Here is a 26,082-nt window from a genome sequence, read left to right as displayed (position 1 = left end):
CTGCTGGCCCCAAGATGACCGCTGGCGACACTCCAGGGGCAGGGATAAAATTGTGACCGATGTGAAGCTAACGCTGCAACCCTTCGTTTCCAGCGCTTAGCTGAAAAAGAAACCGGGCGGGATACGCCCGTGCGCACCCCACCCGATCCACAACCGATAGCAAGTGTGACTTAGCTAGCGCCCCAGTGCCGCCGCCACCCCTGCACCGTAAGCCGGATCGGCCTGGGTGCAGTGGGCGATGTGCCGGTCCTGGATCTCCTTCGACACACCCCCCAGCTGGCGCGCCGTGTTTTCGAACAGCAGTTGCTTCTTTTCCGGGGTCATCAGGCGGAAGAGATTACCCGGCTGCTCGAAATGATCCTCATCGACCCGGTGATCCCAGTGATCGGCAGCCCCTTCAATCGGCAGGGGCGGTTCGGACGCGCGGAGATTATGATCCGGCCATTCGCCCCGGCTATTGGGAGAATAGCTGGTCGTGGCACCCAGGTTGCCATCGACCCGCATGGCGCCATCCCGATGATAGGAATGGTAAGGGCAGCGCGGGGCATTCACCGGGATCGAGTTGAAATTGACGCCCAACCGATAGCGCTGAGTATCGCCATAAGAGAAGAGCCGCGCCTGCAACATGCGGTCGGGCGAGAAACCGATTCCCGGCACGATGTTGGCAGGCGAGAAAGCCGACTGCTCCACTTCGGCAAAGACATTCTCCGGGTTGCGGTTAAGTTCCATCACCCCCGCCTCGATCAGCGGGAAATCGCCATGCGGCCAGACTTTGGTCAGGTCGAAGGGGTTGTGTTTATGCGTCTTGGCCTGAGCCTCCGTCATCACCTGGATGAACAGGGTCCAACGGGGGAAATCCCCCGCCTCGATGCTGCCGAAGAGGTCGCGCTGATGGCTTTCGCGATCTCCGCCGACCACGACAGCGGCTTCGGCATCCGTCAGGTTCTCGATCCCTTGGTGGCTGCGGAAATGGAATTTCACCCATACCCGTTCGTTCGCGGCATTGATCATGCTGAAGGTATGGCTGCCGAAGCCGTGCATGTGGCGGTAGCTCTTGGGAAGCCCGCGGTCGGACATCACGATGGTGACCTGATGCAGCGCCTCGGGCAGCAGGGTCCAGAAGTCCCAGTTATTCTCCGCCGACCGCATGCCGGTCTTGGGATCGCGTTTCACCGCGTGATTGAGGTCCGGGAACCGCAGGGGGTCGCGGAAGAAGAACACCGGCGTGTTGTTGCCGACGACATCCCAATTGCCCTCGTCCGTGTAGAATTTGACTGCAAAGCCCCGGATATCGCGCTCGGCATCGGCCGCCCCGCGTTCCCCCGCCACGGTCGAGAAGCGCAGGAAAAGATCCGTTTTCTTGCCGACCTGCGAGAAAATGCTGGCCTTGGTATAGCGGGTGATGTCCTGGGTGACGGTGAAGGTGCCATAGGCCCCCGATCCCTTGGCGTGCATCCGGCGTTCAGGGATCACCTCGCGGTCGAAATGCGCCAGTTTCTCGATGAGCCAGATATCCTGAAGCAGCGCCGGGCCGCGCGGGCCTGCGGTCAGCGAGTTCAGGTTATCGGCGACAGGGGCGCCCGTGGCATGGGTAAACGTCGGTTTGGTCATCGCGTCCTCTTTGGCTGAAAGGCTGAGAGTTGAGCGGCGGTCCACGGCCCCGTCCTAAGCGTATGGCCAAAGCACGTGGACTTGAAGCGCGCTCATCCTAATCGGCGAAGCCGGATCAGGGAATGGCAAGAAAGCGGTAGCCACCGCCCTTCCGCTCGGCCATGCCCGCCCCAGGGGTGGGCCAGTGATAGCCGAGCATGCGCGTGCGGTCGGTCGCCACCCGGTCGATAAGAGCGGTGCGGGTCCTGACCGCCAGATCCTGGTCGGTGTCGAAGCCGAAGCGCCACTGCGGATGCTCGAAGGAAATCAGGGCATTATTGATGGCATCGGCCGAGATCAGCAGCCCGTCGCCGCCCTCCATCTCCAGCGAGATATGCCCCGGCGTGTGACCCGGCGTCGCTAAAACCCGGAGGCCGCTGACGATATCGTCGCCCGCCTTCACCAGACAAACCCGGTCGATGATGGCTCCAAGATCGCGCTGGGCGCCGAGCGCGAACTCATGCAGAGCGGACGGCACGCGGAACTCCCAGCCTTTTGCCGTCCAGAAATCCCATTCGATGGCGGATACATAATATCCGGCATTGGGGAATGTCAGGGAGCCGTCGGGGCGGATGATCCCGCCAGCATGATCGGGATGGGCGTGGGTGAGTACCACCTTCGTCACCGCCGCAGGATCAACCCCGGCAGCGAGGAGATTATCGAGCAAGCGGCCGGCACTGGCCTGGAACTTATCGCCCGATCCGGTATCCACCAAGATCAGATCCTCTCCTTTCCGGATCAGCGGGATATTGACGCTGATGTCCGCGCTGTCAGTCCGGCCGGAGTAACGCTCCATCAGCCCCGGCAGGATGTCAGGGGGCGCGTCGGGGGCAATGATACCGCTCGGCAGCGTTATGAACCCGTCGCTGAATACCGACAGATCGAACTCTCCGACCGAGAAGCGATGGGGCTTTGTCGCAACGGTAAGACTATCCATGGCACCGATCCTTCCAGGAAAAAGGGCGGCCCCGGTCGGGAGCCGCCCCTTGCGGCCTTACGCCTTGGCGAAATCCAGCAGATCCTTGTTCACCTGATCCTTATGGGTATCGGTGATCCCATGCGGGGCACCGGCATAGACCTTGAGGATCGAGCCCTTGACGATCTTGGCAGAGGCCCGTCCTGCGGCATCGATGGGAACGATCTGATCGTCGTCGCCATGGATGATCAGGGTCGGGACATTGACCTTCTTCAGATCTTCCCGGAAATCGGTCTGCGAGAAGGCGACGACACTGTCGTAGGTATTCTTGTGACCGCCCATCATGCCCTGCATCCAGAAGCTGTCGATCATGCCCTGAGACGGTTTGGCACCCTCGCGGTTGAAGCCGAAGAAGGGCCCCGACGCGATATCCTTATAGAGCTGCGAGCGGTCCTTGAGGCTGCCCGCCTGAATACCATCGAAGACTTCCTTGGGCAGGCCACCGGGATTATCGGCAGTCTTCACCATGAGCGGCGGCACTGCGCTGACCAGCACAAATTTGGCGATGCGGCTGGTGCCATGACGGCCGATGTAGCGCGTGATCTCGCCGCCGCCGGTGGAGAAGCCGATCAGGATGACGTTCTTCAGGTCCAGATGCTCGATCAGTTGGGCAAGATCATCGGCATAATGATCCATATCGTTGCCGTCCCAGGGCTGACTGGAACGCCCATGGCCGCGACGGTCATGACCGATGGCACGGAAGCCATTATTGGCGAAATGCAGCATCTGCGATTCCCAGCTGTCGGAGCTGAGCGGCCAGCCATGGGCGAAAATCACGGGCTGCCCCTTGCCCCAATCCTTGTAATAGATCTCGACGCCGTCCTTGGTGGTGAAGGTGCTGCTCATGGTTTTCGCTCCGGATGAAGAGGGGGTTTTCGACTGGTTCGACGGGGCGGCGAGGCTCGCCGTCGGCAGGGTGGCGGCGGCTACGGCGGCACTCGCTCCGCCGAGCAGCAGATCGCGACGCGTGGCAAGCAAGCCGGTTTCGCTGGTCATCATTTTTGCTCCTCAGATTGCATGGTCAGGCAGCTCTGGCCGCCGCCCTGAACTGAGAGTGAGTATCGATCGTTCGCCTGCCGATTTCTTGAAGATCAGGACTGTCTGTTTTTGTAAAAAACGACTGAACAGTCAGAAAAAAATTCCGGGCACTTAAAAAAATAACGCCCTCACAAAGGAGGGCGCTCAAATACTCAGCAGACTAAACCTTAGTATCAATTGACAAAGGCCACCCGACGCTGACGGCGCCAGCTGTGGGGCGGTGCGCCCGTCGAGCGATGAAACACTCGGGACAAATGCGCCTGATCGCAGAAGCCGCAGCTTACCGCAATCTGGCTCAGGGGATCCGTTGTCGTGGTGATCATGGACTTGGCGAGAGCGATCCGCCGCTCGATGACATATTGCCCGAAGGAGGTGCCGAAGGTCGTCTTGAAGGCGCGGGCGAAGTGACTGACGCTGAGGCGCGCCACCTTGCTGACAGATTCGCGACAGAGCTTGCCTCCGAGGTTTTCTTCGATGAAGTCGGCGACCTTCTTCTTCTGCCAGGGCGCAAGCCCGCCCGATGTCTGCGGCACCGGGCGGCGCAGCAGGCTGGCGGCACGGTCGATATAGGCAATGACGCCGTCCCGGTCGCCTTCCAAGGCATCCAGAGCTTCGACAAGAAGATGCGCAATGTCCTGGCGATTGGCGTTCTGAGGGGGGACAGGAAGCGAGGACAACATGGGACACCCTTTGACGTTTGAGGATCGAATGCCCCAAGCATCACTCCGCCGCCCTCAAGCCGCGAGTTAAGCGGTGATAAGATCTGTTCAGCACACAAACAATTTAAAGATTTCCATTATTTCAATAGCTTACACATTCATTCCCTCAGACATCAGGTCGTGTGATGACTGTCGCTTTACAGAGATTCACACGTCTTAATTCGCATTACGATCGTTCTGTCCCTCATTGTGGCACGCATGTATCGACCGATGCCCCAGGACGTTTGCGCGATGAGAATCCTGATTGTCCTGACTTCCCCTGAAAAGCTGCCGACCGGCGAGCGGATCGGCTTCCAGTTGGAGGATTTCGCCCTGGCATACTATGGCTTTGGCGATCTGGGCATGGAGGTGGTTATCGCCTCCTCCCAAGGGGGCGAACCATTCTATTTACGGAACACCTCCCCACCTGTCCCGCTGATCGAGCGTTTTCAAGCTGATCAAGCTGCACGCATATCGCTCTCCGATACGCTGCGGCTCGACCAGATCCATGCCGATGACTTCGCCGCGCTCTTTTGTCTCGGTGAGCAGGATGATTCTGCGGGCGATCTGGTCGGGCACTTCAGGAAACTCGGAAAACCCGTAGCTCTGACCTCCCCGGACGGCACCCTCTATGTCGAACGTGATGATGTGCTGGTAACGGGGCAAAATACGGCTTCCATCCCCGCCGCCGTGCAGTTGATTGGCCGGATGCTGATGTCCAAATCGCTGCCGTGACATATCGCCCCAGTACCCGATCAAAATTCAGGCATCTTCTGGAAAAAATCGAACGATCACAGTAGCATGGCGCCCCGGGGAGATATTCGATGGGCGAACAGCCGCTTTCGTTCGGTTCGTTTCAGCTATTTGCAAGTCAAAGACTGCTGCTGGAGCAGGGTAAGCCCATGCGCCTTGGCAGCCGCGCCTTCGATATTCTGCTCGCACTTGTCGCCCGCCCCGGCGAGGTCATCAACAAGGAAGAACTGATCGCCCAGGTCTGGCCCGACACTTTTGTCGAGGAAACCAGCCTGCGGGTCCATATCGCCGCCCTGCGTAAAGCGCTCGGAGACGACACCTCCGCCAGCCGCTTCATCGCGAATGTGCCCGGACGCGGTTATTGTTTCGTCGCCTCGGTATCGAGTGGACCGCCGACACAGCCGCCCATTCTTCCCACTGCAGAATTGGCAGCGCTGCCATCCCTGCCGGTTTCCATCACCCGGGTGATCGGCCGGGATGATGTCGTGGCGGCGATATCGGCACAGCTCACCCTGTCGCGCCTCGTGACCATCCTAGGGCCAGGCGGCATCGGCAAGACCACAGTCGCCTTAGCCGTTGCCGAGTCTGTCGCAGAGCGTTATCGCGACGGCATCGCCTTTGTCGATCTGGCGCCAGTTACCGACCCCAGGGCAGTCCCCAGCGCCCTCGCGGCAGCTCTTGGGCTTACGGACAGGTCAGAGGTACTTCTCCGCGATCTCATCGGCCATCTGCGGGGCCGGGAGATGCTGGTGGTGTTCGACAATTGCGAACATCTCATCGCCGAAGCCGCCGGTCTGATCGAGACTCTGCTGCGGCAAGTTCCCGATACCCGCTGGCTGGCAACCAGTCGTGAGCAGCTTCGCATCACCGGAGAATGGGTCCAGCGCCTGAGCGCCCTGGATGTCCCCCCGGAACAGGAAGACATGAGCGCCGACCAAGCCCGGCGCTATTCCGCCGTTGAACTCTTCATCGAACGCGCGTCAGCCGGCCTCGGCGGCTATAACCTGTCCGATGCCGATGCGCCGCTGGTTGCGGAGATCTGTCGCCGCCTGGATGGGATCGCGCTGGCCATCGAACTGGCAGCGGGTCAGCTCGATATCATGGGTGTGCGGGACATCGCCGCATCACTCGAAGATTGTTTCCGTATCCTGACCCGAGGCCGGCGGACCGCCCTGCCCCGCCACCAGACCCTCCGCGCGACCCTGGATTGGAGCTATCGCGTTCTGCCGCACGAGGAACAGGTCGTGCTGCGGCGGCTGGCCGTCTTCAATGGCGGTTTCACGCTGGAGGCGGCCAGGACCATTCTGGCGGACGAAAAACTTTCCCCAGCCGCTGTGATCGAGGCGGTCGCCAATCTGATCGCCAAATCACTAATTTCGGCCGATATCGCCGGGGACAACGGGCGCTATCGCCTGATGGACACGACACGCACCTATGCTCTCGAACAGTTGAACGAGGCGGGTGAGACGGCTGTTCACCGGCATCGGCATGCCACCTACTATCGCAGTGTCTTCGAACGGTCCGAGGGCGAATGGGAAACGCGCCCGACACCGGAATGGCTCGAAGACTATGCCCGGCATATAGGTAATCTGCGCGCCGCCCTCGACTGGTCGTTCGGTCCCGAGGGCGATCCGATGGTCGGTGTCGCACTCACAGTTGCCGCCGTCCCCTTCTGGCTTTCCCTGCTGCTGGTCGAGGAATGCGAAGGCCGGGTGCAGCAGGCGCTCCTCGTCCTGAACATTCAACCGGCTGGAGCGGCGGATCACGCGAAGATGCGTCTGCATGCCGCCCTGGGCTGGCCGAAGATGCGGGCCATCACCGGGTTGCTGAGCCGGGGTGATGCCTGGCGCGTGACGCTGGATCTGGCCGAATCGCTGGGCGACGTCGATTATCAGATGCGGGCCCTTTGGGCGCTGTGGGTGGATCGCACCAATGCAGCAGAACCGCGCACGGCCCTTGAACTCGCGGATCGTTTTTGCGCCCTCGCCGCCCGCTCTGGCGATCCGTCGGACCGCCATATCGGCGAACGGATGCAATCGCGGTCCCTGCTTTTCCTGGGCAAGCTACCCCAGGCGCGCCAGTTGATCGACCGGATGATCGCCCAATATCGGGCCCCCATAAATCGTTCGCATCACGTGCGGTTTCTATACGACCAGAAGGTCGTCGCTCGCATCACGCTTGCCCGTGTGCTTTGGCTCCAAGGGCATTTTGAGCAGGCGATGGCAGAGGTCGAGAGTAACCTTGCCGAGGCCCAGGCTGGCGGTCACAGCCTGTCGGCCGCCCATGCGCTATCCGATGCCGCCTGCGCCGTCGCCCTCCTCCAGGGAGACCTGGAGACAGCAGCCCGCTACATCACGATGCTGAAGGATCAGACACGCGCCCAGTCGATGGATGTCTGGAACGTCTATGCCGACGGCTTTCAGGGGGAATTGCTGATCCGCCAGGGGCAGGTGGATGCAGGGATTATCCTTCTGCAGGATGCCATTCAGCAACTGCAGAACACCTGCTTCATCCTGTTCCAATCCTGCTTCCAGGGCGCCTATGCTGAGGGTCAGGCCTTGGCCGGGAATGGGGCTCTGGCGCTCGGCATCGTCGAAGCAGAAATCGCCCGCTGCCGTCAGACGGAGGAGCTATGGTTTATGCCGGAGCTCCATCGTATCCATGCCGGACTGCTGCGCCAGACGAGTGCGAGCCTGGACACGGTTGAAGCGGCCTATCAGGCATCGCTTCAGCTTGCCCGTGAACAAGGTGCCCTGGCGTGGGAACTGCGCACAGCGATCAGCTATACGGGTTTTCTGGAGGATATCGGCCGGGCGGCTGAGGGGGGCGATCTGCTCATCGATATCTGTGGCCGGATGCCCGCAGGCCAGCCCTCCCCTGATATGGTGACCGCCCGAGCGCTGCTCGATCAACTTCGACACGAAAAACCCGTCGAAGCCTGATCCTCGGCACCCGTCGTTTGGGCGCCCCGATACAAGATTGCGGCCGCGTGTTCAGTCAGGATCCCCCCGAGTTTTGGGATTTCCTGGAGAAAGATCATGCGCTATCGGATTTTTGGCCGGACGGGCTTACGTGTCTCCTCTTTTGCCCTGGGCACAGGGAATTTCGGCAAGGGCTGGGGCTATGGCTCGGATCGCGAGGAAGCCCGTCAGGTCTTTGACCATTATCGGGCGGCAGGCGGGAATTTCATCGATACCGCCGATCAGTATCAGTTCGGCCAGTCAGAGGAGTTTTTGGGAGATTTCATGGCCCAGGACCGCGAGGATATTGTCCTGGCGACCAAGTACTCCCTCGGTGATCGCCCCGACGCCGGGCTTCAGCGCACCGGCAATAGTCGCAAATCCATGTTGCGATCTGTCGAGGCGAGCCTGAAGCGTCTGAAGACAGACCGCATCGATCTGCTCTGGGTGCATATGCCGGACGGCGTGACCCCCATTGATGAGATTGCCCGCGGGTTGGACGATCTCGCGCGCTCCGGCAAGATCCTCTACGCGGGCCTGTCGGATTTCCCGGCCTGGCGCGTTGCCAGTGCCGCCACTCTGGCCGAGGTACGGGGCTGGTCTCCTATCGCCGCCGTGCAGCTCGAATATAGCCTTGTCGAGCGGTCGTCTGAGCGGGAGTTACTGCCCATGGCGGAGGCTTTTGGCCTCGGGACTGTCGGCTGGTCACCGCTGGGCGGCGGTCTGCTGACCGGCAAATATCGCAAAGGCGAAAGCGGCCGCGCCCAGGGCCTGGGCGCCGTTATCCATGGGGAAAGCGACGCCCGCAAAACAGCAACGGTCGATACCGTGCTGGCGGTGGCCGAAGAAACAGGAAAGTCGCCGGGCCAGGTCGCCATCGCCTGGGTCCTGTCCAAGGGGGTGTTGCCGATCCTCGGTCCCCGCACGCCCGAGCAGCTTGCCGATAACCTCAAAGCCTTGGAGGTTGCTCTTTCCCCTGAACAGATCGAACGCCTCGACAGCGCGAGCGCCATACCGCTGGGCTTCCCCTATGACATCGTCGCCGCCTCTGCCGATCCACTGGCAGGCGGCAAGCGCGCCTTGACCGATTTCCCTCGCTTTGCCGTCCGATGACATTCTGCAGGTGAACATAGGTAATTATTGGCTGCTCATGCTCTTCGGTTGCCTTGATAAGCCGGATGTTCTGGGGTATTTAGTCGCCGACGCCGGCTTAGCACAGTGGTAGTGCAGCGGTTTTGTAAACCGAAGGTCGCGGGTTCAAATCCTGCAGCCGGCACCAAGGCTTTAAAAAACAAAGGCCGCAGTTTTCTGCGGCCTTTGTGCTTTTCGGGCTTCTCAATCCAGGCTTTCCGACACATCGAAAGATCGCTCGCGAAAGCCCCGCAGGATCAGGACTTGGCGGCGAGATCGGCCGGGACCAGCGTCACGCCATGATAGCGGTGGTAGATCTCGACCAGCTTGCCGTTATCCAGGTTCTTCTTCACGAACTCGTTCAGTTTGGCCTGGAGCTTCGGCTCGTTCTTACGCAGGGCGATGCCGAGCGGGAAGCCCTTCATCACGAACTTGGTATCGAGGTCGAGCTTCGGGTTGTCCTTGCGAAGCTGGTTCAGCAACGGCAGCGAGGTGGCATAGATCTGCAGCTGACCGGAGGTGATCGAGGTGGTGGAGGTGGGGTCATCCTCGAAGCGGGTGATCTGGACGTTTGCAACGCCATTGGTGCCGCGGGTCAGTTCCTGGTCGTTCACGGTGCCGCGGGTAACCGCAATGCCGCCCTTGCCCCCCAGATCGGCGTAAGAGGAGATGTTCATCGCCTTCGGAGCCGCAACGACGCACTGCAGTTCGGCATAGGCGGTCGAGAAATCGATGACCTTCTTGCGCTCGTCGGTGATCGACAGGGCGGAGATCACGACATCGGCCTTGTTGGCCATCAGGAACTGCACGCGGTTCGGGGTCGAAACCTGGACGATTTCCAGCTCGACACCCAGTTCCTGGGCCAGCAGATGTGCCGTTTCAACATCCGATCCGGTCGGTTTGAAGGCGGCATCCATCATGCCGTGGGGCGGGTTGCCGAGGTCGATGGCAACCATCAGCTTCTTGCGCTGCATGATGGTATCCAGGGTGTCGGCCAGCGCAGGAACGGCGCTTGATGCCAGCAGGCCGAGGCCCAGAACACCCGAGAGAAGCAGATTGCGACGGTTCATTTTATTCGTTTCCTCACTAGTCGTTGGGTCGTTATCGGGAATGGCCGTCGTAACGCGGCCTTGGTCGGACGGGGTTAAAGCCCCACGCCGACGAAGTTTCTGAGCTCGGGCGTTGAGGGCGAGCGCAGGATGTCACTCGGTCCGGCTTCGTGGACGCGGCCCTCGTGCATGAAGATGATCCGGTTGGCGACACCGGCGGCGAAGGCCATTTCATGGGTGACGAGCAGCATGGTCATGCCGCTGCGCGCCAGCTCCTCAATGACTTTCAGCACCTCGCCCGTCAGTTCGGGATCAAGGGCGGAGGTCACCTCGTCGAACAGCATGACCTGCGGACGCATAGCTAGCGAGCGGGCGATGGCGACGCGCTGCTGCTGACCGCCCGAAAGCTGCTCGGGATAGGAGTTCAGCTTCTCGGCAAGACCGACCTGGGTCAGCACCTCGACTGCCAGATCCTTGGCCTTCCTGCGGTCCATCTTCTTCACCCAGCGCGGGGCAAGCGTGATGTTCTGCTCCACGGTCAGATGCGGGAAGAGGTTGTAGCTCTGAAAGACGATGCCGACGTCCTGACGCAGCTTGCGGAGCTGCAATTTCGGATCGCTGACCACATGGCCGCAGACCGTGATCTGGCCTTTGCTGATCGTCTCCAGCCGGTCGATGCAGCGCAGCGCCGTCGATTTGCCGGACCCGCTGCGCCCGATGAGGGCCACCACCTCGCCCTTGGCGACATCGAAGCTGACGCCGTTGAGGACCTGGAGGTTGCCGTAGAACTTGTGGACGTCCTGAAAGCTAATGATGGGCGACATTGAGTTTTCTCTCCAGACGGCGACTCAGCCAGGACAGCGGATAGCAGAGCAGGAAATAGAGGCCCGCGATCACCAGATAGACCCGGAAAGGCTGGAAGGTGGCGTTGTTGATGAGCTTGCCGATGTAAGTCATTTCGGCCATCCCGATCACCGAGACGATCGAGGTGTTCTTGATGATCTGCACCATGAAGCCGACGGTCGGCGGGGTCGCGATACGCAGGGCCTGGGGCAGGATCACGAGCCCCATGCGCTGGGCACCGGTCAGGGCCAGACAATCGGCGGCCTCCCACTGGGTCTTCGGCACGGCCTGCAGGCATCCGCGCCAGATCTCGCCAAGATAGGCCGACGAGAAGAGGGTCATCGCCAGGCAGGCGGCAACCAGGGGCGGCATGTCGAAGCCCAGGATCGGCAGGCCGAAATAGAGCACGAAGATCAGCACCAGCAGCGGCGTCCCCTGGATCAGGGTGACATAGACCAGCGCTAGCCTCTGGACCGTCATGGACCGCGAGATGCGGGCAAGCGCGATGCCGAAACCAACCAGACCACCCGCGAAGAAGCCGACCAGCGACAGGAAGACCGTCCAGGTCAGGCCACCGATGAGCGCATCCCAATGGCTGGGCGCAAGTCCGAGCAGCCCGGCGATCATAGCGACGTCCTCAGCTTGCGGCGGCGGGTAAAGGCGAATTGCCCAACACCCCAGAACAACCCGCGCATGGCAAAGGACAGCAGGAGATAAAGCCCGGCGATCACCAGGAAGACCTCGAACGGGCGGAACGTGTCGGACTGGATACGGCTGGCCGCCGCCGTCATCTCCTCGGCCGAGATCTGCGAGGCAATGGAGGTACCCAGCATCAGCAGCACATATTGGCTGGCCAGCGCGGGATAGACTTTCTCGATGGCGGTCGGCAGCACGATGGCCGTCAGCACCTGCCAGCGTGACAGGGCAAGACAGTCACCCGCTTCGATCTGGCCCTTGTGGATCGACTGGATACCCGCGCGGATGATCTCGCTCGAATAGGCGCCGATATTGATCGTGAGACCGATCACCGCCGAGGTGGTGGCGGAGAATTTGAGCCCGAGGGAGGCCAACCCGAAGAACACGACGAAGAGCTGCACCAGCAGCGGCGTATTGCGGATGACCTCCACATACACCCCGATCAGCGCCCGCAGAACCCGCGACTTGCTGGTGCTCGCCACGGCGCAGACAGTCCCGAGCAGGAACCCGCATACCGTCGCCATCACCGCAAGCTGAACGGTCAGCACAAGCCCTTCGGCAAGCATCGGCCAGTAATCTTGCAGGAATGAGAAGTCGAAACTGTAGTTCATGGTCCGGGGCTTTGCCCTCTTTCCCTTAGGGTTTCCTCCACCCGGTCCTGCCCTCCTCCTAACCCAGGAAGGCAGGACCGATACCCTGACGGTCAGGCCATGAACTGGCCGCCGTTGACCTCCAGAACCTGCCCGGTGATGTAGCCGCTCATCTTCTTCGACGCGAAGAAGACATAGGCACCGATGCAATCCTCCGGCGTGCCGATCACCCCTTGCGGGATGGTCTTGCGCATGGCTTCCAGGATTTCCGGGGTCGAATAGCGCTCATGGAACGGGGTCGCGATAACGCCCGGCGAGACGCCATTGACGCGGATGTTCGCCCCGGCCAGTTCCTTGGCGAGATTGCGGGTGGCATTCAGCACAAACGCCTTGGCACCGGCATAAAGCAGCGCGCCAGGACCACCGCCATTGCGGGCGGCGATCGAGCTGGTGTTGATGATGCTGCCGCCACCGGCCTGCCGCATATGGCGCGCAGCAGCCTGCGAGGCGACCACGACCGAGCGGACATTGAGGTCCATGACGCGGTCGTAGAAATCGTCGGTGATCTCGTCCAGCGGCATGCGCTGCACCAGCGCACCGGCGTTATTCACCAGCACATCCAGACCGCCCAGACCGGCCGCCGCTTCATCGACGATGCGGGTGGTTTCGGCCGAGGACGAAACATCGCCGCCGATCAGGATCGCCGTGCCGCCCGCAGCCGTGATTTCCTTCAGCAGTGCCTCGGCTGGTTCCTTGCTCTGGTTATAGTGGATCGCGACGGCGGCGCCGTAACCGGCATAGGCCTTGGTGATCGCGGCGCCGATACCGGTGCTCGAACCCGTCACCAGGATGCGCTTGCCCTTGAGGTCGTCCATTGTCTTCTTCTCCTTAGGCGAAAGCGGGATAGCGGCCGGGGAACGTCTGACCAGCCTCTTCGATGGCGAGGCCCTTGGCGAAGGCCGGGCTTTGGGTCCAGGGCCGCGCCATGGCGTCCGTCATCTTGTTGATCTCGGCCAGATAGCCCGCGCCTTCGGTGGCGAGTGCCTTCTCCATAGCGGCCAGATCGGGATAATGCTGCTGGAAGGCCTGCCACCAGATCGCGCGACCGGCCAGGAAACCGCTGGCACCGGCCTTGAAGGCGTAATGCAGCACGCGGCGGAATTCTTCCATACCCGCGCCAGCCGACAGCATCACCCAGGGCTTGTCGATCAGCTTGCCCATCTCGTCGAACCAACGCTGAGCCTCGGCAACCTCGGCGCCACCCTTGGCAGGGTCCGGCAGATGGCTTGCGGCCAAGGGGCTTTCGAGCTTGTAGATATCGACGCCATATTCGGGCGAGGCGAAATCGCGCACGCTCTGCAGCACCAGCTCGGGCCGCTTGTCCTTGTGCTCGATATAATCGGTGGTGTGGTCCGTGGCGCCCGCGAAGGGGAACACCAGCAGTTCCAGCAGGAAGGCGAGGTCATAGGCCTTGCAGGCCGCGCCGACTTCACGCACCAGGTTATGCTGATGCTCACGGACATCCGCCGAGCAGTCGGGGCGATACCAAAGCAGCAGCTTCACGCCATCGGCGCCCGCCCGCTTGATCTTGTCGACGCCCCAATCCTTCATGGCAAAGGTCTTGCGGCCGCCGGGGCTTTCGTCGAAGGCGAAGTTTTCGAGCGTCAGCAGCAGGCCGGGATTGGTCGGCAGCACGTCGAACGACAGGCTATAGCCATAGTCCGGGTCGATCAGGACGGCGGTGCTATCGGGCGCCAGGGCCTTGACCAGCGAGCGCTTGACGCCGCCGACCCGTTCATAGCTGGCCGAGCCCGCACCGAGCTTCTGGTCGATTGCCTTGATGATCGGCGGCCGCTGGTCTGCGGCCATCATCTTGAAGCGGCCTTGCGCGTCGGAAAGGCGGCGCAGCGCGCGGAACTTCCCGGCCGACAGGGTACTGGTCATGACAAATCCTTGGTGTTGGTGAGGGAGGAGCCGCCCTTCGCGAGGAACGCGTCCACTTCGGCGGCTGTGGGAATGCTGGCGCCACCGCCCCAGCGGGTGCATTTCACGGCGGCGACCAGATTGGCAAAACGCATGGCGTCATGGGGGGAGAGGCGCCGAGCGACGGCCAGCGCGAAGGCGCCATGGAAAACGTCCCCCGCCGCCAGTGTATCGATAGCTTCGACGCTGAGGCCGGGTTCGTTATGGTAGCCGTCTTTGTCGATCCAGCAGACGCCGCCTTTGCCCAGCGTCACGCCGACCAGCGTATGGCCACCGGCGTCCCAGATCATGCGCAGGCTGGCTTCGACATCACTGGCGCCGCCGTTGATCTGAGCCAGGGCAGGTTCGGAGAAAACAACGTGAGAAGCCAGCGGAACCAGCGCTGCCAGCGATGCCCGATCCGAGGTCAGATCGGCGTCCAGAACCGTCGGCTTGCCCAGGGCATTCGCCTTCTCGATCACGATCCGGGAAGCGGCAGGCCACCGGACATCGGCCAGCACCGCATCGTAACTGTCGATATCGTCAAGTGGCAGCCAGGAAGCATCGGTATCGAGCTTGGGATCGGCGAAAACCAGCAGCATGCGTTCACCATCGCCGGTCACCCCCACCGCCGAGATACCCGACCGGGCATCATCGACCCGGCGAACCCGCGAGACATCAACCTGGCTACGGCGTAGATCATCCACGATCCGGTCCCCCTGCATGTCGTTACCGATGCGGGCCCAGAGGGTGGCACTGCCGCCCTGGCGGGCAATGGTGATAGCGGCATTGGCGGCGGGGCCGCCAGCGGCCGAAGCGAAGTCCGACGCAAAGACCTTGGTCGGTTCGGTCGGGAAATACGGCAGCGCGAAAATCTCGTCATAGACGGCAATGCCGACACAGAGCACCGAGCTCATGAAGGCCTCCCGCATCGCAGACGCGTCACCGTTCCAGGCGTCTTGGCACACGCCCCAGGAGCAATCCGGCTAGTCATTGTCCACCGCTGATCGTTTCCATAATCGGATCTTAATTCCGTTATTCGGAATTTGAACTCATGTTGCCGTTCCGCATTGCGGATGTCAATTCTGATTCTAATGAAACCGACGACGGTTTATAGTTGCGGGCAACGAGAGGTCGGCGACCGGGTTGGAACCCGTTCGAACACCGATGAGACGCACGGGAGAAGGCGCCGAATGGCGAAGACAAAAGCCGAGATAAGCGGCGCAGAAACGGCGGAGCGCAGCGACCGCGGGTCGCTGAAATCCATGCAGAAGCTGATGACGGTGCTGGATTGCTTCTCGCGCTATGACCGCTCGCTTAGCCTTGCCGAGATATCCGAGCGCTGCAAAATGCCGAAAACTACCGTGCATCGGCTGGTCACCAGCCTGCGCGAGGCAAAACTGCTGGAGCAGGACAAGGGCCGCGACCGCTATCGCATGGGCATCCGCCTGTTCGAGCTGGGCAGCATCGTGCTCGCCAACCTGGACCTGCACCGCGAGGCGCGGGCACTGGTGGAGCGGCTGGGCGATATCAGCGGCGAATCCGCCCATCTCTGCATCTTCGATGGCACCAACATGGTGATCGTCGAACATCGCGAGCCGGGTGGCAGCAGCGTCAACTGGACCACCACCCTCTCGATCTCCCCCTCCTATTGCACCGGCGTCGGCAAGGCTGCCCTCGCCTTCCAGGAACCGGCGACCATCGAGAAGGTGATCCGTCAGGGCCTCTTGCCCTATACGCCGAACACCATCACGGACCCCGAAGCCTTGCGCCAGGATCTGGCGGCGACACGCGCGCGCGGCTATTCCATCGATGAGGGCGAACATCAGCCGACCATCCGCTGCGTCGCCGCCCCGATCCGCAATACCTCGGGCCGGGTGTTCGCCGCCGTTAGCGTGACCGGCCCCATGGACCGGGTAACGCTGGAGCGCGTCCCCGCCCTGGCCGAACTCGTGACAGCCACCGCAGCCCAGCTCTCGCGCCAATTGGGCTATGAGCCCACGGCCGACAAACCTTCCGCCAACAAGAGGACCGGTTCGTGACGCACGTCGAGTTTCGGGGCGTCATTGTTCCCCTGACCACGCCTTTTACCCCCGACGAGGAAATCGACCGCGCCAGCTTTGCCCGCCAGATCGAATGGATGCTGGCGGAGGGCGTGAACGGCTTTGTGGTCGGCGGCAGCACCGGCGAAGGCTATGCCCTGGATGAGGGCGAGATGCTGGAGCTTTCCAAGCTGGCGCTCGATGCGGTGGCAGGCCGGGTGCCGGTCATGGCCAGCATCATGGTCGACAGCACCCGCGCCGCAGTCCGGCGCGCAAGGCAGTTGGCCGAACTACCCCTGAGCGGCCTGCAGATCGCGCCGCCCCATTATATCTTCACGCCCAACGACGATGGGCTGTTTGCGTTCTATCAGGCCGTCGGCGTGGCTTCCCCCCTGCCCCTCGTGCTCTACAACGTCATCTCCTGGGCCAATGTCAGGCCCGAGATCGCGGCCCGCATCCTGGATGGCGTTCCAACGGCCTATGGCGTCAAGCAGAGCGACAAGGACCTCGGGCGCTTTGCCGATCTGGTCCTCGCCGTCGGGCCCGAGCGCGTGTTCGGCGCCATAGATGGGTCGCTGATGAGCTGTTATGACCTGGGAGTGGCGGGTTCCATCGCCGCCATCGCCAGCGCCACGCCGCGCGCGAGCGTCGCCCTCTGGCAGGCTGTCCAGCAAGGCGACCGCGAACGGGCTTTAAGCCTGAATGCCGCCTTGGGTCGCCTCTGGCAGCAGCTTTCCGCCAGCAATCTGCCCGCCCGCGTCAAGGCCGCCCAGACCGCCCAGGGCATCGCCGCCGGTCGGCCGCGCGCGCCCATGTCGGCACTCACGGCAACCGAAGAGGCAGCCCTGACCTCGGCCCTGAAGGATCTGGAACGGGTAACAAACCGATAGAGGCTAATGCGCGCGCAGCACGCTCGGCAGCCAGGTGCTGAGGCTGGGGATCAGCGTCAGCAGGCCCAGCACCACCAGCTGCACGGCCAGCATCGGATAGAGTTCCTTATTCAGCTCCGATAGCTTGATCTTCGCCACCATGGCCGTGACGAACAGCAAGCCTCCCACAGGGGGGGTGATCATGCCGATGGTGAGATTGACGATCACTACGATGGCGAAATGGATCGGATCGATCCCCAGGGCCACCGCCATCGGCGCCAGAATCGGCACCAGGACCATCACTCCTGGCAGCGGCTCGATGAAGATCCCGAACAGCAGTAGCAGGATATTGACCGCCAGCAGGAAGGTGATGGGATCCAGCCCCATGCCGCCAATCCAGAGGGCCAGCCCCTGCGGCACCTTGAGCACCGTCAGCACCCAGGCGAAGGCCGAGCACATGGCGACGATCAACAGCACCGCCGCCGTCATCAGGGCCGATCGCGCCAGGATGCCCGGTAGCATCGACCATTTCAGCGTCCGATAGACCCAAAGGCCGCACACCAACGCATAGAAGACGGCAATGACCGAGGCCTCGGTCGGCGTGAAGACACCGCCATGGATACCCACGACGATGATCACCGGCAGCACCAGCGCAGGCAACGCCCGCCAGGTAGTCGCCAGGATGGTGCGCAGATCCGGCGCCTGCCCCTCGCCCCGGAAATTGCGCCGGTGGCTGGACCAGAAATTATAGCCCATCAATGCGCCGGAGATCAGCAGACCGGGAATGATGCCCGCAATGAATAGGCTGACCACCGAGACATTCTGATCTTGAAGGGCATAGATGATCATGATGATCGACGGCGGAATGATCGGCCCGACCACCGCCGTACTGGCCGTCAGGGCCGCTGCATAGGCGACGGGATAGCCCGATTTCCGCATCATCCGGATCAGGATCGAACCGGGACCGGCCGCATCGGCCAGGGCCGAACCGCTGATGCCCGAAAAGAAGGTCAGCGTCAGGATATTGGTATAGCCAAGCCCGCCCCGGCGATGGCCGACAAACATGGCGGCAAAGCGCAGCAGCACCTCGGCCAGCGCGCCGCCGGTCATGAGTTCAGCCGCCAGCAGGAAAAACGGCAGCGCCATCAGTGGGAAGCTGTCGACACCGGTCAGCAGCTTCTGCGCCATGCTGATCGGGACCAAGCCATTCGCCACCATCGCCAGCAGGCTGGCCATACCGATGGAGAAGGCAACCGGCACCCCCAGCGCCAGCAGGAGGATGAGCGAGCCGAACAGGAGGGCGGTGATCATATGGAGGCTGCCTGATCGGGATCGAGATCGCTCGATTGTTCAAAAGATTTATCGACCACAAAGCCCCGCGCCACCGCCAGCAGATGCCAGAGGGTGAAGGCGAAGCCGACCGGGATGGCGGCGGCGATGAAGCTGAAGGGGATATCGGTCACCGGCGTCGATTGCACCCAGGTGCGCTCGACAAAATCAATGCCGACAAACACCAGAACAAGGCAGAAGCCCGCCATCAGCGCGACGATCAATGCCCGCAGATATTTCGCCCTGGGCTCCCCTATGGCACCCTGGAGCGAATCGACCGCCATATGGCCGCCCAGCCGCATCACCGGGCCGATACCGAGGTAGGTCAGCCAGATCATGAGGTACCGCGCCACTTCCTCCGCCCACAGGATCGAATCCCCAGTGGTATAGCGCAGGGCGACATTGGCAAAGACGATCACCGACATTGCGGCCATCGCGACGATCAGGACCCAGCGATTGACCTGAAGAATGACGCGGTCGATCTGACGCAGCATGCATACAGCCTTACAAGGACAAACCCCAGGCGCAGAGATCTTGGCGCCTGGGGGCCGTTCGGTTGGTTACTTGAAGTTCCGGATGGCTTCGATCTTGTCCTTGCCGAACCGCTTGGCATAGTCGTCGAACGCCGGGGCCAGGGCCGCCTGGAAGCTGGCGGTATCGACCTTCTCCACCACCTGCATGCCTGCCGCCTTCACATCGGCAACAGCCTTGGCTTCGACGTCGTCAACCCAGGCGCGCATGTCCTTCGCGGCTTGGGTAGCGGCATCCTGCACCGCCTTCTTATCGCTGTCGTTCAGCTTGTCGAAGGTCCGCTTGGACATCACCAGCAGGGCGGGCGAATAGACATGGCGCGACAGGGTCAGATGCTTCTGCACTTCCGACAGCTTGGCGCTGACGATCACCGACATCGGGTTTTCCTGCCCGTCGATGGTCCCCTGCTGCAGACCCTGGATCACTTCGGGCCAGGCCATCGGCGTCGGGCTGGCGCCCAGGGTGCGGAAGGCCGTCATATGCACCGGATTTTCCATGGTGCGGACCTTCAGGCCCTTCATGTCGGTCGGGGTATTGACCGCATGTTTGGAGTTGGTGAGGTGGCGGAAACCCTGCTCGCCCCAAGCCAGCGCGACCAGCCCCTTGGCCGGGAACTTGCTGAGGATTTCCTGTCCCGGCGCGCCATCCAAAGCAGCACGTGCATGGGCGCTGTCGCGGAACAGGAAGGGGATATCCATGATCCCCGCTTCGGGCACGAAGTTGATCACGGGGCCTGATGAGGTGACGACCATTTCAAGGTTGCCGAGTTGCAGGCTCTCGATGGTTTCGCGCTCGCCCCCCAGGGCGCTGGAGGGGAATTGTTCGACCTTGAAGCGGCCCGGCGCCAGCTTCTGCAGGTTCTCGTCGAACGACTTGGCGGCCACGCCATAGTGCGAATTGGGGGCCAGCGCATAGGCGATCTTGATGGTGGTCTGGGCTTGAGCCTGGCTAAGGCTACCGAAAGTCGCCGCAACGGCAAAAACGGTTGCAGCCAGCGAATAGGGATGACGCATCGATCTCTCCTGGGAGGTTTCCTCATGATGGCGGTCAGTTATCCTGACCTGCTCAATTCGGAAAAAACTCTAGGATGAAAGAGACGGAGCCTCAACATCTTGCTCAAGAGGAGATCGGCTTATCCCACCTCTCGTCTCTGACGCATTGCGGTTTGGCGCGATAAGGGTCGGAAGCCCGGCCAGCTTTGCGCGCCGCAATCCGCCCGATCAGATATGTTTTCAGCGCGCCCGGCAGGCTGTTGCGGTGCCGCCAGTCGATGCAGAGACCGGCGCAGCGGCATTCTGTCGCAACCTCGCGGCCGTTCTCGTAGCGGCACTGATCGAACGGCGGCATGCGGTCCAGTTTGGCGTAATCGAGCGACTGTCCCCCAAAGGCCTCCAGGAACCCTTCATGGAAACGCGGGTGACGGGCAATGTCCCGCGCCCGCCGCCAGCTTCCGGCGCCGAAAATGCGGTCATTCGCCATCGACCTGCCCCCAGGCCGGAAAAGGATCGGGCAGCGACAGATGGCGGCGCGGATTGAAGCTGACCGGGCGTGCCGGGCCAAGTAGACAGGCATCCAGTGCAGCCCGCATGCCTGCCTCATCCATCCCCGATCCGATGAAGACCAGTTCCTGTCGCCGGTCGCCCCACAGCGGATGCCAATGGCGCTTCAGATGCTGGCGTCCCTCCGCGCTCTGCGGCCAGCGTTCCTTGGGCACCGCCGCCCACCAGTTCCCCAGCCCCTCGGTCCGGCAGATCGCCCCGGCGATGCTCATCTCCCCCACCCAATCCGGGCGGGTCGCCAGCCAGAAATGCCCCTTGGCCCGGATCAACCCCGGCCAGGTCTGATCGAGAAAATCCTTAAACGCGGTCGGATCTAAGGGTTGCCGCGCCCGATAGACAAAGGAGGCGATGCCATATTCCTCCGTCTCCGGCTTATGCGCCGCAATCCCGTAAAGCTCCTTATGCCAGAGCGGATGCTGCTGCGCCTTGTCATGATCGAACAGTTTGGTGTCGAGCACATCGGACAGCGGTACTTTGCCAAAACCGGCCTGCACGATCCGGGCATCGGCATTCAGCGAGCGGATGATCGCATGGACCAGCGCCAGGTGCTCGGGCGACACCTCCTGCGCCTTATTGACGACCACCACATCGGCGAACTCGATCTGTTCGACCAGTAGATCCACCAGCGTCCGCTCGTCCCCCTCGCCTGCCGTCTCACCCCGGTCTTTCAGGAAATCCTGGCTGCCATAGTCTTTCAGCAGGTTGATGGCATCGACGACGGTCACCATCGTGTCCAGCCGGGCGACATCCGACAGCGACCGCCCCTCCTCGTCGCGGAAATCGAAGGTCGCGGCGATGGGCAGCGGCTCCGCCACGCCTGTGCTTTCGATCATCAGATAGTCGAACCGCCCCTCATCGGCCAATTGCCACACCTCGGACAGCAGATCGTCGCGCAGGGTGCAGCAGATGCAGCCATTGGTCATCTCGACCAGCTTCTCTTCCGTTCGGGACAGATCCGCCCCGCCCCCGCGCACCAGATCGGCGTCGATATTCACCTCGCTCATATCATTGACGATCACCGCGACCCGGCGCCCCTCGCGGTTGTTGAGCACGTGGTTCAGCAGCGTCGTCTTGCCCGCCCCAAGGAAGCCGGAGAGCACGGTAACGGGAAGTTTCTTGGCCAGCATGGATCGCCCTTCAGCATCGGAACGGCCGCACGATATATGTTATTTTATAACATATCAATACTGATATTGAGCGAAGCTCCCCAGAAGACCTCTACCTCTGGTGGAGCGCGTCGCTTCCGTATCGCAGAATGGCGGTTTGATGCGGTAACCCCCTTCAGCAATCCAGCGCCGCCACCCGCGCCATCGGCAACGTCCAGTCCGCCGCCGACGCTACGGTCGAACGATCGGTCGCGATCAATAAGATATCGCAGCGCCTATGGCCGCTTCTTGAATTTCCTGGATCTGGCAGCACTGTCTATCCCCATGAGAACCGTAGAAGGCTTGCCTGCGGGATTATAGACCATCGTCCGACGTTACGACGATCCGCTCGCCCTGCGGATCGGTCGCACACTGGAGCCGGACGCCGGTTTCTCCGTGCAGATCCCCAGTGATTTTCTTCAGGTGGGACCGCTCCTCACGAAACCTTGATGACGAGCTTCCCGACGTTTTTCCCATCGAGTAATCCGATGAAAGCGTCGGGCGCATTTCGCAGTCCTTCAACCACATCCTCGCGATATCGCACCGCACCCGAGGCGATCCACTGGCTCATTTCCGCAAGGAACTGGGGCTTCTGAGCGACGAATTCACGCTGAATGAAACCGCGTATCGTCAGGCTCTTTCTCAAGATATCGCGGGCGATCAGGGGCCAGCGATCCGGCCCCTCGAAATCACCGGTGCTGTTGTATTGAGAGATAAGTCCGCAGACGGGGATACGCGCAAACGAGTTCAGGAGCGGTACAACACCATCCCAGACCTTGCCGCCGACATTCTCGAAATAGACGTCGATTCCGTTTGGACACACAGCAGCAAGATCATTGGCAAAACTGGGCGAGCGGTGATCGACCACAGCATCGAAGCCGAACTCATCCCGGACAATCGCGCATTTCTCCGGACCACCAGCGATACCGACAGCGCGGGCGCCCTTAAGCCGTGCGATCTGCCCGACCGCCGATCCCACCGCCCCGCTCGCAGCGGCGACCACGACCGTCTCCCCTTCCTTGGGCTGGCCGATGGTCAGCAACCCGGCATAGGCCGTAAAGCCGGGCATGCCGAGCACACCCAGGGCAGTCGATATCTCTGTCGGCCAGTTGTCCAGCTTCACCAGCCCGCTACCGTCCGACAGGGCGAAGGACTGCCAACCGCTGTGCGAGAGAACGATATCGCCTACAGAAAAACCGGCATGCCGGCTTTCAAGCACCTCGGCGACCGTCCCGCCCTCCATGACCCCATTGATCTCCACAGGCGCAGCATAGGATTGCGCCGCGCTCATTCGCCCGCGCATATAGGGATCCAGCGACAGGTAGCGGATACGGAGCAGCACCTGCCCATCGGCGGGCGCCGGAACCTCAACCTCTTCAAAACGGAAATGTGCAGGCGTCGGTCGACCTTCTGGCCGCGAGGCCAGAACGATCCGTGCGTTGATCATCGAAATACCCTTCTTAACGTAACTGGCTGTCTTTACTGCCGCGGCGATTGATCGCCGAATGTTTGACGGCGCTATCGAGCTTGGCCTGACAGGCGACACATGTCTGCACACCGGGCAGCGCCTTGCGCCGTGCTTCGGGGATGTCTTCGCCGCATTCTTCGCAGTACAGAGCCGCTTCTCCGACCGGGATACGCGCACGCGCCGACTTTACGGCATCGATGACCGTGTCATCGATCTGATCCTGAACAGCGCCATCCCGCGACCAACCACCGGCCATTATCCGAACTCCGATTGCCTACCTCAAGAATATGGGAGGTCGCATCGGTCAATCAATCGAACCGAGGTTGACGGACGTAGTCGGCGGGCGGGAAGATCACCAACAACATGATCACTCCCCCGCCCTTCATATCCTTGCTGTCGATCTATACGCTGTTCTTCAAGATCGGTGCCTTCAGTTTTGGCGGCGGGCTGACCGGCTGGGTCTATCGCGAAGTGGTGGTCGCCCGGCACTGGATGGAGGAAGAGGATTTCCTCTCAGGTCTCGCGCTCAGCCAGATCGTGCCGGGGGCGAATATTGCAAACCTCTGTATCTTCGTTGGCAATCGCTTGCGCGGGACTATGGGCGCGGCAGCGGCATTGATCGGACTTCTCAGCGCGCCCTTCTTCATCGTCATCGGGCTGCTGTCGATCTATGAGACCATTGCCGCCATCGGCTGGATCCGTGCCGCCCTGGACGGCACGGCGGCAGCGGCTGTGGGTTTGCTGGTGTTGATGGCGTGGCGGTCCGGACGCAAGACAGGCGGCAGATGGTCCTCGATAGCGGTCATGGCCGCCACTTTTATCGCTGTTGGCGTGATGCGTTGGCCGCTTGTCTGGGTGGTCCTGGTTCTGGCCCCGATTTCGGTGGCGCTCGCGTGGCCCCGCAAGGATGAAAATGCAGGAGGATAAGGACCAGATCTGGCCGCTGATTGCGGTCTTTGTCCCTTTCTCCCTGGCCTCCATCGGCGGGGGAACCAGCATTTTTGCGGGTATCCAACATCAGGCGGTCGACGTCCAGCATTGGGTCACGAGCCAGGAATTTGTTGAGATGTTCGCCATATCCCGGGCGGCGCCGGGGCCGGGTTCCCTGCTGGTCACGCTGATCGGCTGGAAGGTCGCGGGGTGGCTCGGGGCCTTGGTAGCGACACTGGCGTTATTCCTGCCTTCCTCCCTGCTGATCTTCGGCATCGCCAGGATCTGGAGCCGCTTCCGGGGGCGGTCCTGGCATACGGCGCTGGAGCGGGGTCTGGCGCCCATAGGGGTCGGACTGACCTTAGCCGGTGTCCTGGCAATTGCCCGTATTGCCGGTTTCGGTCCCCTGGGCTGGGCGGTGGCGGGAGGATCGGCCCTCCTGCTGGGATTTCGCCCGAAAACCCACCCGCTTCTGCTGCTGGCGGGAGGGGCTTGCGTCTTCGCTCTCCTCAAGGTTTGGTATCCCTGATATTGCGGGCAGCCCGGTGACGCCCCAGATTAACCGGGATTCATCCGGCTCATTCTGATCAAGGCAGTCGCTTGGCCCTTTCCCGCTCGCCTCACCGGCGCCTCTGGTTGATGACCAATTTCCTGCTGCTGGGCATGCTCGCCCTGTTTCTGGCGGCGAGGGCCGGACAGGGAGCCTATCCGTGGCTCTCATACGTCGTTGCCTTTGCCGAGGCGGCCATGGTGGGCGGTATTGCCGACTGGTTCGCGGTGACGGCTCTCTTCCGCCGTCCTTTCGGTCTGCCGATCCCCCATACCGCCCTGATCCCGCGTAACAAGGCGCGCATCGCGACCAATATCGCCAAATTCACATCCGATAATTTTCTCGACGACAAACTTGTCGAGCGAAAGCTGGCTGAGGTCGATATCGCAGGTGCTGCCGCGCGGCATATGCAGGATCCCGACCAAGCGCGTCTGATTGCCAGCGGTCTTCGCGAAGTCCTGCTGCCGTTGCTCAAAGCCATGGACGATCCTGCCATCTCCGCCGTTGCGCGCTCAGCGTCCCTCGATCAGCTCCGCCGGATACCGCTTGCCCCGGTCCTGGGGGAGTTTCTGGGTGCGATGCTGGCAGGGGGCCATCATCACGCTGCCTTCGATGCTTTGCTGGACGAAGCGTCGGTTTGGATCCCCGCCAATAGACCGCTGATCCTGGAGAAAGTTCAAAAAGCCTCCCATTGGCTCATTCCCAATTTCGTCGACGATAAGATCGCGGAAAAGCTGGTCAACGGCATGATTGAGCTGTGCCAGGAGATGAGGCGTCCGGACAGCGAGCTGCGCGCCACCCTGGAAGGCAGCATCGACCGCTTGCGCATCCGACTGGCCGAGGATGCCGACCTCCGGGCTCAACTGGATCGTATGAAGGATGATCTGCTGGCTGCGCCCGCCGTCCAGGACCGGATCGAGAGCCTGTGGAACGAAATCCGACACCGGATGATCGCAGACCTGGAGCAGCCGCACGGCACCCTGACAGCGCTTTTGACCCAGGTAGTCCTGGGGTTGGGGCAGCGGATGACCACCAATGCCGATCAGCGCGAAACAGTGAACAGCTGGCTCCGAACCATCGCCCGCGATCTGCTGCAGAGTCAGCGCCCCCGGCTGGTCGCCTATATCGAAACGACGATCCTTGATTGGAACAGCGATCTGCTGGTCGATAAGATCGAACAGGAAGTGGGCCGCGACCTCCAGTTCATCCGCATCAACGGCACCCTGGTAGGAGGCGCCATCGGCCTGTTGATTCATGCCCTGGGCGATTTACGGCTGTTTTAGAATACAAAACATTTTAACTATTTGATGAGG

26 protein-coding genes and 1 tRNA gene are annotated in these 26,082 nt (G+C 61.8%); 9 read left to right on the top strand and 18 right to left on the bottom strand.

Translation table 11 applies throughout. The annotated features are described in order from the left end of the window. Positions 1 to 174: 174 nt before the first annotated feature. The 4 genes from ACFSM5_RS19375 to ACFSM5_RS19360 form a co-directional block, all read right to left on the bottom strand. Entirely contained in the window at positions 175 to 1,611 is a 1,437-nt protein-coding gene (locus ACFSM5_RS19375; RefSeq protein ID WP_379878239.1) for a catalase, read from the bottom strand. Between the two features lie 115 nt (positions 1,612 to 1,726). After that, positions 1,727 to 2,587: an MBL fold metallo-hydrolase gene (locus ACFSM5_RS19370; RefSeq protein WP_379878238.1), complete on the bottom strand. Its 861-nt coding sequence runs from the start codon at positions 2,585 to 2,587 to the stop codon at positions 1,727 to 1,729. Between the two features lie 57 nt (positions 2,588 to 2,644). Beyond that, positions 2,645 to 3,622 (bottom strand): alpha/beta fold hydrolase, encoded by a 978-nt coding sequence (locus tag ACFSM5_RS19365; protein ID WP_465261259.1) that lies wholly within the window; start codon positions 3,620 to 3,622, stop codon positions 2,645 to 2,647. Positions 3,623 to 3,837: 215 nt separating this feature from the next. Next, positions 3,838 to 4,344: a helix-turn-helix domain-containing protein gene (locus tag ACFSM5_RS19360; protein ID WP_379878237.1), complete on the bottom strand. Its 507-nt coding sequence runs from the start codon at positions 4,342 to 4,344 to the stop codon at positions 3,838 to 3,840. Between the two features lie 249 nt (positions 4,345 to 4,593). Between ACFSM5_RS19360 and ACFSM5_RS19355 the strand changes: the two genes are divergently transcribed. From ACFSM5_RS19355 to ACFSM5_RS19340, 4 genes are all read left to right on the top strand, one after another. Next, positions 4,594 to 5,097, top strand: a complete 504-nt coding sequence (locus tag ACFSM5_RS19355; RefSeq protein ID WP_379878236.1) for a type 1 glutamine amidotransferase family protein — start codon at positions 4,594 to 4,596, stop codon at positions 5,095 to 5,097. Positions 5,098 to 5,186: 89 nt separating this feature from the next. Beyond that, positions 5,187 to 8,057, top strand: a complete 2,871-nt coding sequence (locus ACFSM5_RS19350; protein ID WP_379878235.1) for an ATP-binding protein — start codon at positions 5,187 to 5,189, stop codon at positions 8,055 to 8,057. Between the two features lie 96 nt (positions 8,058 to 8,153). After that, positions 8,154 to 9,188, top strand: coding sequence for an aldo/keto reductase (locus tag ACFSM5_RS19345; protein ID WP_379878234.1), 1,035 nt, complete (start codon positions 8,154 to 8,156; stop codon positions 9,186 to 9,188). Positions 9,189 to 9,279: 91 nt separating this feature from the next. Continuing rightward, positions 9,280 to 9,354 (top strand) — tRNA-Thr (locus tag ACFSM5_RS19340). A gap of 109 nt (positions 9,355 to 9,463) precedes the next feature. On the opposite strand, the gene ACFSM5_RS19335 is transcribed toward ACFSM5_RS19340, so the two are convergent. The 7 genes from ACFSM5_RS19335 to ACFSM5_RS19305 form a co-directional block, all read right to left on the bottom strand. Beyond that, positions 9,464 to 10,276 (bottom strand): transporter substrate-binding domain-containing protein, encoded by an 813-nt coding sequence (locus ACFSM5_RS19335; protein WP_379878233.1) that lies wholly within the window; start codon positions 10,274 to 10,276, stop codon positions 9,464 to 9,466. 74 nt (positions 10,277 to 10,350) lie between these two features. After that, positions 10,351 to 11,079: an amino acid ABC transporter ATP-binding protein gene (locus ACFSM5_RS19330; RefSeq protein WP_465261258.1), complete on the bottom strand. Its 729-nt coding sequence runs from the start codon at positions 11,077 to 11,079 to the stop codon at positions 10,351 to 10,353. Continuing rightward, positions 11,063 to 11,725: an amino acid ABC transporter permease gene (locus tag ACFSM5_RS19325; protein ID WP_379878232.1), complete on the bottom strand. Its 663-nt coding sequence runs from the start codon at positions 11,723 to 11,725 to the stop codon at positions 11,063 to 11,065. Before ACFSM5_RS19325 ends, ACFSM5_RS19330 begins: the two co-directional genes overlap by 17 nt. After that, entirely contained in the window at positions 11,722 to 12,405 is a 684-nt protein-coding gene (locus ACFSM5_RS19320) for an amino acid ABC transporter permease (RefSeq protein ID WP_379878231.1), read from the bottom strand. Before ACFSM5_RS19320 ends, ACFSM5_RS19325 begins: the two co-directional genes overlap by 4 nt. Positions 12,406 to 12,497: 92 nt before the next feature. After that, positions 12,498 to 13,259: an SDR family NAD(P)-dependent oxidoreductase gene (locus ACFSM5_RS19315; RefSeq protein WP_379878230.1), complete on the bottom strand. Its 762-nt coding sequence runs from the start codon at positions 13,257 to 13,259 to the stop codon at positions 12,498 to 12,500. Between the two features lie 13 nt (positions 13,260 to 13,272). Then, positions 13,273 to 14,328, bottom strand: coding sequence for a tagatose 1,6-diphosphate aldolase (locus ACFSM5_RS19310; RefSeq protein ID WP_379878229.1), 1,056 nt, complete (start codon positions 14,326 to 14,328; stop codon positions 13,273 to 13,275). Next, entirely contained in the window at positions 14,325 to 15,263 is a 939-nt protein-coding gene (locus tag ACFSM5_RS19305; RefSeq protein ID WP_379878228.1) for a PfkB family carbohydrate kinase, read from the bottom strand. Before ACFSM5_RS19305 ends, ACFSM5_RS19310 begins: the two co-directional genes overlap by 4 nt. A 276-nt stretch (positions 15,264 to 15,539) precedes the next feature. Between ACFSM5_RS19305 and ACFSM5_RS19300 the strand changes: the two genes are divergently transcribed. Together ACFSM5_RS19300 and ACFSM5_RS19295 are read left to right on the top strand one after the other, a co-directional pair. Continuing rightward, positions 15,540 to 16,388 (top strand): IclR family transcriptional regulator, encoded by an 849-nt coding sequence (locus tag ACFSM5_RS19300; protein WP_379878227.1) that lies wholly within the window; start codon positions 15,540 to 15,542, stop codon positions 16,386 to 16,388. Then, positions 16,385 to 17,278 (top strand): dihydrodipicolinate synthase family protein, encoded by an 894-nt coding sequence (locus ACFSM5_RS19295; RefSeq protein WP_379878226.1) that lies wholly within the window; start codon positions 16,385 to 16,387, stop codon positions 17,276 to 17,278. The genes ACFSM5_RS19300 and ACFSM5_RS19295 overlap by 4 nt, the downstream gene beginning before the upstream one ends. A gap of 3 nt (positions 17,279 to 17,281) precedes the next feature. Here ACFSM5_RS19295 and ACFSM5_RS19290 read toward each other — a convergent pair whose 3' ends face one another. The 7 genes from ACFSM5_RS19290 to ACFSM5_RS19260 form a co-directional block, all read right to left on the bottom strand. After that, on the bottom strand, positions 17,282 to 18,568 hold the full coding sequence (locus tag ACFSM5_RS19290) for a TRAP transporter large permease (protein WP_379878225.1): 1,287 nt from the start codon (positions 18,566 to 18,568) through the stop codon (positions 17,282 to 17,284). Beyond that, entirely contained in the window at positions 18,565 to 19,080 is a 516-nt protein-coding gene (locus ACFSM5_RS19285; protein WP_379878224.1) for a TRAP transporter small permease, read from the bottom strand. The genes ACFSM5_RS19290 and ACFSM5_RS19285 overlap by 4 nt, the downstream gene beginning before the upstream one ends. 66 nt (positions 19,081 to 19,146) lie before the next feature. Further along, positions 19,147 to 20,130 carry a TRAP transporter substrate-binding protein gene (locus tag ACFSM5_RS19280; protein WP_379878223.1) on the bottom strand — a complete coding sequence of 328 codons (984 nt, stop codon included), beginning with the start codon at positions 20,128 to 20,130 and terminating at the stop codon, positions 19,147 to 19,149. Positions 20,131 to 20,233: 103 nt separating this feature from the next. Continuing rightward, complete coding sequence (locus tag ACFSM5_RS19275) at positions 20,234 to 20,596, bottom strand: hypothetical protein (protein WP_379878222.1); 363 nt, start codon at positions 20,594 to 20,596, stop codon at positions 20,234 to 20,236. Then, on the bottom strand, positions 20,586 to 21,803 hold the full coding sequence (gene zigA / locus ACFSM5_RS19270) for a zinc metallochaperone GTPase ZigA (RefSeq protein ID WP_417498533.1): 1,218 nt from the start codon (positions 21,801 to 21,803) through the stop codon (positions 20,586 to 20,588). The genes ACFSM5_RS19275 and zigA overlap by 11 nt, the downstream gene beginning before the upstream one ends. 454 nt (positions 21,804 to 22,257) lie before the next feature. Beyond that, positions 22,258 to 23,268, bottom strand: coding sequence for an NADP-dependent oxidoreductase (locus ACFSM5_RS19265; protein WP_379878221.1), 1,011 nt, complete (start codon positions 23,266 to 23,268; stop codon positions 22,258 to 22,260). Between the two features lie 13 nt (positions 23,269 to 23,281). Continuing rightward, positions 23,282 to 23,545 (bottom strand): DksA/TraR family C4-type zinc finger protein, encoded by a 264-nt coding sequence (locus tag ACFSM5_RS19260; protein WP_379878220.1) that lies wholly within the window; start codon positions 23,543 to 23,545, stop codon positions 23,282 to 23,284. Between the two features lie 107 nt (positions 23,546 to 23,652). On the opposite strand from ACFSM5_RS19260, the gene ACFSM5_RS19255 reads away from it, so the two are divergent. The 3 genes from ACFSM5_RS19255 to ACFSM5_RS19245 all read left to right on the top strand — a co-directional run bounded on the left by ACFSM5_RS19255 (position 23,653) and on the right by ACFSM5_RS19245 (position 26,052). Beyond that, positions 23,653 to 24,216 carry a chromate transporter gene (locus tag ACFSM5_RS19255; RefSeq protein WP_379878219.1) on the top strand — a complete coding sequence of 188 codons (564 nt, stop codon included), beginning with the start codon at positions 23,653 to 23,655 and terminating at the stop codon, positions 24,214 to 24,216. Continuing rightward, positions 24,203 to 24,748, top strand: a complete 546-nt coding sequence (locus ACFSM5_RS19250) for a chromate transporter (RefSeq protein ID WP_379878218.1) — start codon at positions 24,203 to 24,205, stop codon at positions 24,746 to 24,748. The genes ACFSM5_RS19255 and ACFSM5_RS19250 overlap by 14 nt, the downstream gene beginning before the upstream one ends. A gap of 110 nt (positions 24,749 to 24,858) precedes the next feature. Beyond that, complete coding sequence (locus tag ACFSM5_RS19245) at positions 24,859 to 26,052, top strand: DUF445 domain-containing protein (protein ID WP_379878217.1); 1,194 nt, start codon at positions 24,859 to 24,861, stop codon at positions 26,050 to 26,052. The last annotated feature ends 30 nt before the right edge of the window (positions 26,053 to 26,082 follow it).

It is taken from the genome of Lacibacterium aquatile, from assembly GCF_042683105.1.
Taxonomy (GTDB): Bacteria; Pseudomonadota; Alphaproteobacteria; order Elsterales; family Elsteraceae; genus Lacibacterium; species Lacibacterium aquatile.
The sequence above is the reverse complement of the archived record's forward strand: the minus strand, read 5'-3'. Positions and strand labels throughout refer to the sequence as shown.

Excerpts from the sequence above, each read along its gene's own strand:
- ACFSM5_RS19280 (WP_379878223.1), bottom strand. The coding sequence starts at position 20,130 with ATGCGTCATCCCTATTCGCTGGCTGCAACCGTTTTTGCCGTTGCGGCG.
- ACFSM5_RS19350 (WP_379878235.1), top strand. The coding sequence starts at position 5,187 with ATGGGCGAACAGCCGCTTTCGTTCGGTTCGTTTCAGCTATTTGCAAGT.
- ACFSM5_RS19320 (WP_379878231.1), bottom strand. The coding sequence starts at position 12,405 with ATGAACTACAGTTTCGACTTCTCATTCCTGCAAGATTACTGGCCGATG.
- ACFSM5_RS19245 (WP_379878217.1), top strand. The coding sequence starts at position 24,859 with ATGACCAATTTCCTGCTGCTGGGCATGCTCGCCCTGTTTCTGGCGGCG.
- ACFSM5_RS19345 (WP_379878234.1), top strand. The coding sequence starts at position 8,154 with ATGCGCTATCGGATTTTTGGCCGGACGGGCTTACGTGTCTCCTCTTTT.
- ACFSM5_RS19260 (WP_379878220.1), bottom strand. The coding sequence starts at position 23,545 with ATGGCCGGTGGTTGGTCGCGGGATGGCGCTGTTCAGGATCAGATCGAT.
- ACFSM5_RS19265 (WP_379878221.1), bottom strand. The coding sequence starts at position 23,268 with ATGATCAACGCACGGATCGTTCTGGCCTCGCGGCCAGAAGGTCGACCG.
- ACFSM5_RS19255 (WP_379878219.1), top strand. The coding sequence starts at position 23,653 with ATGATCACTCCCCCGCCCTTCATATCCTTGCTGTCGATCTATACGCTG.
- ACFSM5_RS19275 (WP_379878222.1), bottom strand. The coding sequence starts at position 20,596 with ATGGCGAATGACCGCATTTTCGGCGCCGGAAGCTGGCGGCGGGCGCGG.
- ACFSM5_RS19360 (WP_379878237.1), bottom strand. The coding sequence starts at position 4,344 with ATGTTGTCCTCGCTTCCTGTCCCCCCTCAGAACGCCAATCGCCAGGAC.
- ACFSM5_RS19325 (WP_379878232.1), bottom strand. The coding sequence starts at position 11,725 with ATGATCGCCGGGCTGCTCGGACTTGCGCCCAGCCATTGGGATGCGCTC.
- ACFSM5_RS19300 (WP_379878227.1), top strand. The coding sequence starts at position 15,540 with ATGGCGAAGACAAAAGCCGAGATAAGCGGCGCAGAAACGGCGGAGCGC.
- ACFSM5_RS19285 (WP_379878224.1), bottom strand. The coding sequence starts at position 19,080 with ATGCTGCGTCAGATCGACCGCGTCATTCTTCAGGTCAATCGCTGGGTC.
- zigA (WP_417498533.1), bottom strand. The coding sequence starts at position 21,803 with ATGCTGGCCAAGAAACTTCCCGTTACCGTGCTCTCCGGCTTCCTTGGG.
- ACFSM5_RS19250 (WP_379878218.1), top strand. The coding sequence starts at position 24,203 with ATGCAGGAGGATAAGGACCAGATCTGGCCGCTGATTGCGGTCTTTGTC.
- ACFSM5_RS19355 (WP_379878236.1), top strand. The coding sequence starts at position 4,594 with ATGCCCCAGGACGTTTGCGCGATGAGAATCCTGATTGTCCTGACTTCC.
- ACFSM5_RS19315 (WP_379878230.1), bottom strand. The coding sequence starts at position 13,259 with ATGGACGACCTCAAGGGCAAGCGCATCCTGGTGACGGGTTCGAGCACC.
- ACFSM5_RS19290 (WP_379878225.1), bottom strand. The coding sequence starts at position 18,568 with ATGATCACCGCCCTCCTGTTCGGCTCGCTCATCCTCCTGCTGGCGCTG.
- ACFSM5_RS19370 (WP_379878238.1), bottom strand. The coding sequence starts at position 2,587 with ATGGATAGTCTTACCGTTGCGACAAAGCCCCATCGCTTCTCGGTCGGA.
- ACFSM5_RS19375 (WP_379878239.1), bottom strand. The coding sequence starts at position 1,611 with ATGACCAAACCGACGTTTACCCATGCCACGGGCGCCCCTGTCGCCGAT.
- ACFSM5_RS19365 (WP_465261259.1), bottom strand. The coding sequence starts at position 3,622 with ATGACCAGCGAAACCGGCTTGCTTGCCACGCGTCGCGATCTGCTGCTC.
- ACFSM5_RS19330 (WP_465261258.1), bottom strand. The coding sequence starts at position 11,079 with ATGTCGCCCATCATTAGCTTTCAGGACGTCCACAAGTTCTACGGCAAC.
- ACFSM5_RS19310 (WP_379878229.1), bottom strand. The coding sequence starts at position 14,328 with ATGACCAGTACCCTGTCGGCCGGGAAGTTCCGCGCGCTGCGCCGCCTT.
- ACFSM5_RS19305 (WP_379878228.1), bottom strand. The coding sequence starts at position 15,263 with ATGAGCTCGGTGCTCTGTGTCGGCATTGCCGTCTATGACGAGATTTTC.
- ACFSM5_RS19335 (WP_379878233.1), bottom strand. The coding sequence starts at position 10,276 with ATGAACCGTCGCAATCTGCTTCTCTCGGGTGTTCTGGGCCTCGGCCTG.